The organism is Nitrospira sp. CMX1, assembly GCF_054902215.1.
On sequence record NZ_JBUBKD010000037.1, the window covers coordinates 20,710 to 27,273 of the forward strand.

Annotated in this window: 7 protein-coding genes; all 7 read right to left on the bottom strand. The window is 54.7% G+C overall.

Going from position 1 to position 6,564, the window contains the following annotated elements:
• Positions 1-573, bottom strand: a complete 573-nt coding sequence (gene pilO / locus ACYX34_RS09580; protein ID WP_462076332.1) for a type 4a pilus biogenesis protein PilO — start codon at positions 571-573, stop codon at positions 1-3.
• A gap of 3 nt (positions 574-576) precedes the next feature.
• Positions 577-1,206 carry a PilN domain-containing protein gene (locus tag ACYX34_RS09585; RefSeq protein WP_462076333.1) on the bottom strand — a complete coding sequence of 210 codons (630 nt, stop codon included), beginning with the start codon at positions 1,204-1,206 and terminating at the stop codon, positions 577-579.
• Between the two features lies 1 nt (position 1,207).
• Positions 1,208-2,065, bottom strand: coding sequence for a type IV pilus biogenesis protein PilM (locus ACYX34_RS09590; protein WP_462076334.1), 858 nt, complete (start codon positions 2,063-2,065; stop codon positions 1,208-1,210).
• A 142-nt stretch (positions 2,066-2,207) separates the two neighbouring features.
• Positions 2,208-3,935 (bottom strand): GspE/PulE family protein, encoded by a 1,728-nt coding sequence (locus ACYX34_RS09595; RefSeq protein WP_462076335.1) that lies wholly within the window; start codon positions 3,933-3,935, stop codon positions 2,208-2,210.
• Between the two features lie 49 nt (positions 3,936-3,984).
• Positions 3,985-5,199: a type II secretion system F family protein gene (locus tag ACYX34_RS09600; RefSeq protein ID WP_462076336.1), complete on the bottom strand. Its 1,215-nt coding sequence runs from the start codon at positions 5,197-5,199 to the stop codon at positions 3,985-3,987.
• A 44-nt stretch (positions 5,200-5,243) separates the two neighbouring features.
• Positions 5,244-6,008, bottom strand: a complete 765-nt coding sequence (locus ACYX34_RS09605) for a LysM peptidoglycan-binding domain-containing protein (protein ID WP_462076337.1) — start codon at positions 6,006-6,008, stop codon at positions 5,244-5,246.
• Between the two features lie 76 nt (positions 6,009-6,084).
• Positions 6,085-6,486: a prepilin-type N-terminal cleavage/methylation domain-containing protein gene (locus tag ACYX34_RS09610; protein WP_462076338.1), complete on the bottom strand. Its 402-nt coding sequence runs from the start codon at positions 6,484-6,486 to the stop codon at positions 6,085-6,087.
• Between the last annotated feature and the right edge of the window lie 78 nt (positions 6,487-6,564).

Here is a 6,564-nt window from a genome sequence, read left to right on the forward strand (position 1 = left end):
CTAGTGGCTCGCCTCCTGTGGACCTGGTTTTTCATGATCTGCTCTCAGGTAGGTGGCTATTTTGATGGTAGAGGTGAGCGCATCGCCCTGTGGGCTTCCACTTCTATTTAACACCATATCTTCAATGAACAACAGCTCATCCGCAGTCTCCAGGTCATGAATGAATCGTCGGAGATCCTCGTACCGCCCACTCATCGCCCCCTGTAGCAATCCTTTGGTCGTATGGGCGACGGTGGTAGGCTCGGTCTTGTAGGACAGCGCCGGAAGTAGCACCCCTTCACGCTTTGCCTCATCCGAGATCCCCAACGCCAACGAACCAAAGTCTCGCTCACCAGGAAGCAATGTCCATACTCGAGTCAGATCTTTCATGGCATTCCTTGCTTCTCGGTGATGCATCAATGCCTGCCGTACAGTGACCCATTCTGCCTCGAGGTCTTGTCGTTTGGTTTGGAGATCCGCCAGCCACAGATGCTGCACGACGATCAACACCACGAAAAGGCCCAGCACGATGCCGCCCCATGGAAACAACAAAGCAACGGGGTGTTGCAACACGGCAATCAGACGCGTTCTCATTCTTCACACTCCGGTTTGCCGGTATCGTACCGACACATCGAACTCTACCAGCCCGTTCGATCCGACGCGATGTTGAGCCAAGACTGGATCCTTGAACGTGGCATGATTGTGGAGTCCGACCGTAAAGGCCGTGATGTCCTCCAAGCTCACCGCAGTCCCGGTGAGTTGAACCGTCTTACTAGACTGATCAAGGCGAACGCTCGTAAGCACGAGGCGAGGCGGAATCGTCCGTTCCAATTCCGTCAAAAACGTGGTCCAAGAAAATGTTCGTTTCTCAAGCAGCTGATTCGCCAGGTCAACCTCGGACGACAATCGCTTCAACGCGCCTGCAGACAGATCAATCCCCTCTTTTCTGGATTCCGCTATCACCGCCTGATCCATTTGACGAACTCGTTCTAGTTCAGCTGCAATGACCTGACTCTCCTCATAGATCAAGACTCCTTGCCAGATGTTCCAAGCAACGCTCACAAGCAGTCCAAGACACCCGCTGATCAACCATATCCGACAGGATGCCACCCCTACCCGATACCGGCTAGATACGTTGATCTCAAACTGCAGATCGGAACGGCTCAGTGATCGAATCTGCACAAGCCATTGACTGAACCGGCTGGTCCACACCCTCTTTACCGCCATGCTATACGACCCCTGCTAGTGCGGCCAATGAGGCCATACCCTGCTGACTCCCTCTCGCCCCCCATCCAAACTGCTCAATCGATTTCCAACCGAACTGGTGTACAACGAGCTGAAGTTGTCCATGAAGCTCGGCTTGTAACGAGGCGATCTCCTCGTCGCCACAGATCACCGCATGATGAATATCAAGAGCAGGATGCTGTTGTTGACAGACCTCGAGAGAGGCACGGCATTCGTCAAGAACCCTGTTCAGCAAATCGTCTGTGGCCAGGACCTCTGAGGCATCCACCCCCAGCAGCTTACAGCGGTAAAACACGATCTGCCCGCATTGAAAGACCATCATCGTCAGCGAGCGATCGACGAGCGTCATCCATAGCACGTCGTGATGGAGCCAACCCCCTCCCCGTGAAACCCTCTTCCAGAGATTCACCAGCTGCAAGCTGGTGATCCCCACCTCGAAGGGAATCAAGCCGACAGATTCACAGAGTGATTCGTATTGTCTGAGGATAGACTCTTGAACGGCCACCGCGAGGACCGTGTACCTACGCTCCGAACCTTCCGCCTGATTGCCGAACACCTGCGACATGACCTTCGCGTTATTCAGTGGGAAAATCTGTTCTTGCCCCAACCTCCACCGAATCAACGCCTCGCGCTCCTCATGTCGAGTTGGAACCTGGTCGAGGTGGAGGACCACCGTTCGCACTGCTGTGTCAGGAAGCAAGACCCCAATGCGCCGAGGAAGCTCGGACAAGAGAGCCCCTTTCCCAATGCGGTGCTTCTCTTCTAGTCCGGCTAAGGCACAAATCTGCGGAGCCAATGTCGACGGGTGTGTCAGATTGTCCGTTGTCGGCGAAGGCTTCACCGCTCCTACTGGAAGAGTGGATATGAAACATTTCTGATGAAGACGCCCACACCAATTTCTCTCACGCACTGCCCATCCGAGCGAGTCAGTACCAAATTTCAAGCAGCATGATGGCCGGCTCTTGACCCAGTTCCACATCTCACTAGCCTTCCTCACTGAACGTAACACGGTTGATCTCGCGGAGTGATGTCTCGCCATCCAAGACCTTCTTGAGAGCCGACTGCCGAAGGGTGATCATTCCATCGGTAACCGCTCGATATCTGATTTCCGAGAGCGGTCGTTCTGCATGAATCATTTCCTTGATCTCATCCGTCAAATCCAGAAATTCGGTGATGCATTTTCGCCCTCGGTATCCGGTCCCATGACATTGCGGACAACCTGTTCCTTCGTAAAACAACGTGTCCTTGTACTGGACATAGTCCAACCCTGACTCCTCAATCAGCGCTTGCTGCGCTTTCACCGGAGTCCGGCATGACGGGCACAGGATTCGAACCAGTCGTTGAGCCAGCACACAGTTGAGCGCGGCCAGAAAATTGTAGGCGTCGATTCCCATTGATGCGAACCGTCCGATCACATCGAAGACGTTGTTGGCGTGAACCGTCGTCAGGACCAGATGCCCTGTCAAGGCAGACTGGATCGCGATTTGCGCAGTCTCGGCATCTCGAATCTCGCCGACCATGATCTTATCCGGATCATGACGGAGAACGGATCGAAGACCTCGGGCAAACGTCAGCCCCTTCTTTTCATTGACCGGAATTTGCACCACACCCGACAGCTGGTATTCGACCGGATCTTCGATCGTGATCAGCTTGTCTTCCAGGGTATTCATTTCCGAGATCGCGGCATACAGAGTCGTCGTCTTCCCACTTCCAGTCGGTCCGGTCACCAACACCATGCCGTGCGGACGTGTGATCGATTTTCGAAATCGCTTCAGATCTTCCGGATTGAACCCAAGGCGCTCAAGCTTCAAGTCTGAGACGCCGGTCGCAATGGAATCTCGATCCAGTATTCTGATCACCACGGATTCCCCGAACACACTGGGCAAGATGGACACACGAAAATCGACTGTTTTGCGATCCAGTCTCATCCGAAAACTTCCATCCTGAGGAACACGGCGCTCCGCAATGTCGAGCTCTGACATGACCTTCAGACGAGACACGAGGGGAGCATGCAACCGAATATCCAACGGCTCCATCGCCGGAACCAGAATCCCGTCGACACGCAATTTGACGTTGGTCGTACGGTCGGCCGCCTCGATATGGATGTCGCTCGCTCGACGTTGCATGGCGTTCAGGAGGATTGAGTCGAGCAGCTTGACCGTCGGGCTCTGATCTTCTCCAACATGATCCGGAGCAAAGATCTCTTCCCCTCGCTCATCTTCCTTGACCAAGACCGATCGATATTCCGCTTCGAACTCGCGGAGTATTTGGCTTGACCCCTCACTGCGCTCCAGGGCAGCCATGATGGCGCTTCGAGAGCTGACAACGAGCTCCAACGGTTTTCCAATCAGCAATTCCAGCTCGTCCAATCCAAGCAGGTTTTGGGGTTCTGCCACGGCAATCGTCAACACTCCGGCCTGCTCGCGCAGAGGCACAAAAGGAACACGCTGCATCCATTTGATCGAGATGGACTCATAGTATTGAGGATCGACGCGAACGTTCGTCAATGGATCGTACCGAAGCCCATATTGATCGGCCAACGCCTGGGCGAGCTGGTCTTCCGTCAGAAGTCCATCCTCAACCAATGCCTTCCCTAAGGCGGCCGGTACTCCCTTCACACGGCAAAGCGTATCCTCCACCTTGTGCCTGGAAAGCACACCCTGACTCACTAAAACCTCAGTCAGCGCGGGTCGGGCAAAACTACGTGACATGCGGTAGCCTCCGAAACATCATACCTTCCCTCTCTGCCCCCCTCTTACGCTACCCGCCCACTGCTCCCGCCATTTGAAAAACCGGCAAGTACATCACAATCACAATCCCCCCCACCAAGACACCCATCACCAGCAACAAGGCTGGTTCCATCCAGGTAGTCAGCTGGCCAAGTCTGGTGTCCAAATCAGCTTCGTAAAACTCCGACACATCCTTGAGCATGGCTTCCAATGATCCCGTCTCCTCACCGACCGACAACATTTCAATCACAAGCTTGGGAAGCACCTGACAACGCTCCAAGGCACCTGCTAATGTCGCCCCCTGTCGAATCTCCTCAACGGCTCCGGTCAACCTAGAGGAGATAAAACGATTTGAGACAGCCGCACGAGCACCCTGCAAGGCATCTACCAGAGGGATTCCTCCGGCAAGAATGGTTCCCAGGGTTCTCGTGAACTGCACGGTGTTATGTATGACCGCTACGGATCCCACCAATGGAAGACTCAGTAACAGGCGGTCAATCATGAGCTGCCCTGCAGATGTGGCATAGTACGCACGTATGCCAAGCATCAACCCTGCGAGGGTGATCGTCGCGGCCAATCCCCAGACTTCTGCATGTGCAACCAGCTGCAACAACAGGTGGGTCGCCCATGGCAACGCCTTCCCCGTTTCTCCATAGACGGAGACAAACGTCGGCATGACATAACCCACCAAGAAACCGATCACAGCCACGCCGATTATAATGAGGAAGATCGGGTAAGAAATCGCCTTCATCATTTTTTGGCGAAGCCCGATCATCAGCTTCAGATAGGCGATATACCGCTGCAGCACCTCAGGCAGATTACCCGCCTGCTCACCGGCCTTGATGGTCGAGACGTAGAGGTCCGGGAAATATGAGACATGTTTTGCCAACGCGTCCGAAGGAGAGATCCCACTTCGAATATCTTCCTTCACCTCGCGCAACACTTGCTGAAATCCCGGATGCCCGGCGCGATCGATCAACAAGTCCCAGACTCGTAAGATCGGCAACCCAGATTTGATGAGCGCCAACAGCTCCTGATTGAAAATCAGGAACTGCCCGAAAGGAAGCCCACCGAACGACCACGATCGTCCGGCTCGCGTCGGATGTGCCCCACGGCGGTGGAGGGTAAACACGAGGAGTCCTTGAGACTCCAGCTTCGCACGAACGACGGCTTCTCCTTCTCCCTCAAGATATCCCTGGATCAAGGATCCGTCAGCTCGTGCAACTCGGTATGCAAAAACTGCCATCGCTCTAGCCCTTCACCGTCAATGGGTGAATTCCTCCGACCTGACTACCTTTGCCCGTACTCTGATCCATCCGCGACCGGCTCCGGTAACCAAAGAGGCTGACCCGCTTGAATATAATCGGTGGGGAGTGCATTGACGGCCATGAGCTGGCGCACAGATGTGCGGTGCCGTTGGGCAAGACTCCACAGCGTGTCGCCCGACTTGATCATGACTCGTGCGGGCGTTGCGAGTGTTACCGGTTGAGGCAGAATCGCTCCTTGATGAACCGAGACCGTGCCGGGGATCTCTCCGTCCGACTGTAAAGAAACTCGACGACCTTCTAGCGGATCGTCGGACGAGACGGCCTCTGGTATCCCTATCGGTTCTGATCGTGGGTGTTTCTCTACGGGAAGAACCATGATCGTCGGAGAAACACCTCCACTCGCCAGTTTCTCGATCCTTGATAGTTGCTTCCGCAGCTGTTTGAGCTGACCCTGCAGCACGGCTCCTGTCCGCGCGACTCGTTCCCGATCAACTCGGGACTCGGCGAGCTCTTCTCGTTGCAAAGCAATCACATGGCGGGCCTCACTTAATCGATGCTCAGCTTCTCTCACGCGCCCTTCAAGCTGCGCCCGACTCACCTGCGCCTCAGCCAATTCCTGGTTCCGGACCTCAACCTCTGCACGCAATTCTGCCATCGCGCGCTGTGCATCTTTCAACGAAGCGTTGACCACATCGACCGTGAGCTGAAGATCTGACGCCTTTGAATCGCCAATACGGTCAAGTGCACTACAGGCCACAAAATTGAGGAGAATCAGTCCAACACTCACCCCCCTCCATACGGCGTTCCATCCGAGTGCCCGGCGTAGGCAACACACGGGATACCTCTCGAAGTTCATGTCTGAATTACCACTTGTTATAGGGAATCCCATTAGTCCCAATACGATCCGACCCCGAATACACGTCAAAGATACCACCCTCGGCCGAATCGCTCATTTCCTGCCACGAACTCGACGAATTCGTGAATGGATCTTTGGGAAGGGCTCGAAGATAGCCCGTCGCGACCAACCCTTCCAACGACGGAGGATACTTCCCCTGGTCGGCACGGTGGTGGTCCAATACTTCACGAAGCGTAAACAGATCCTGCCGCAAGACCGTTTCTCTCGCCTTGATCAATGAAGACTGATAGGACGGAGCCGCGATTGTTGCGAGAATGCCGATGATGGACACGACAATCATGAGTTCGACAAGCGTGAACCCTTTCGTCTTTGATCCGGTTGCTCTACCAATCCTGATACTTGGAGCCATCAATCGCGACCGCCTCGCTTTGCGTCATGACATCATAGACATCTTCCCCACACCAACTGATTGGCTTGGGCTGATCCT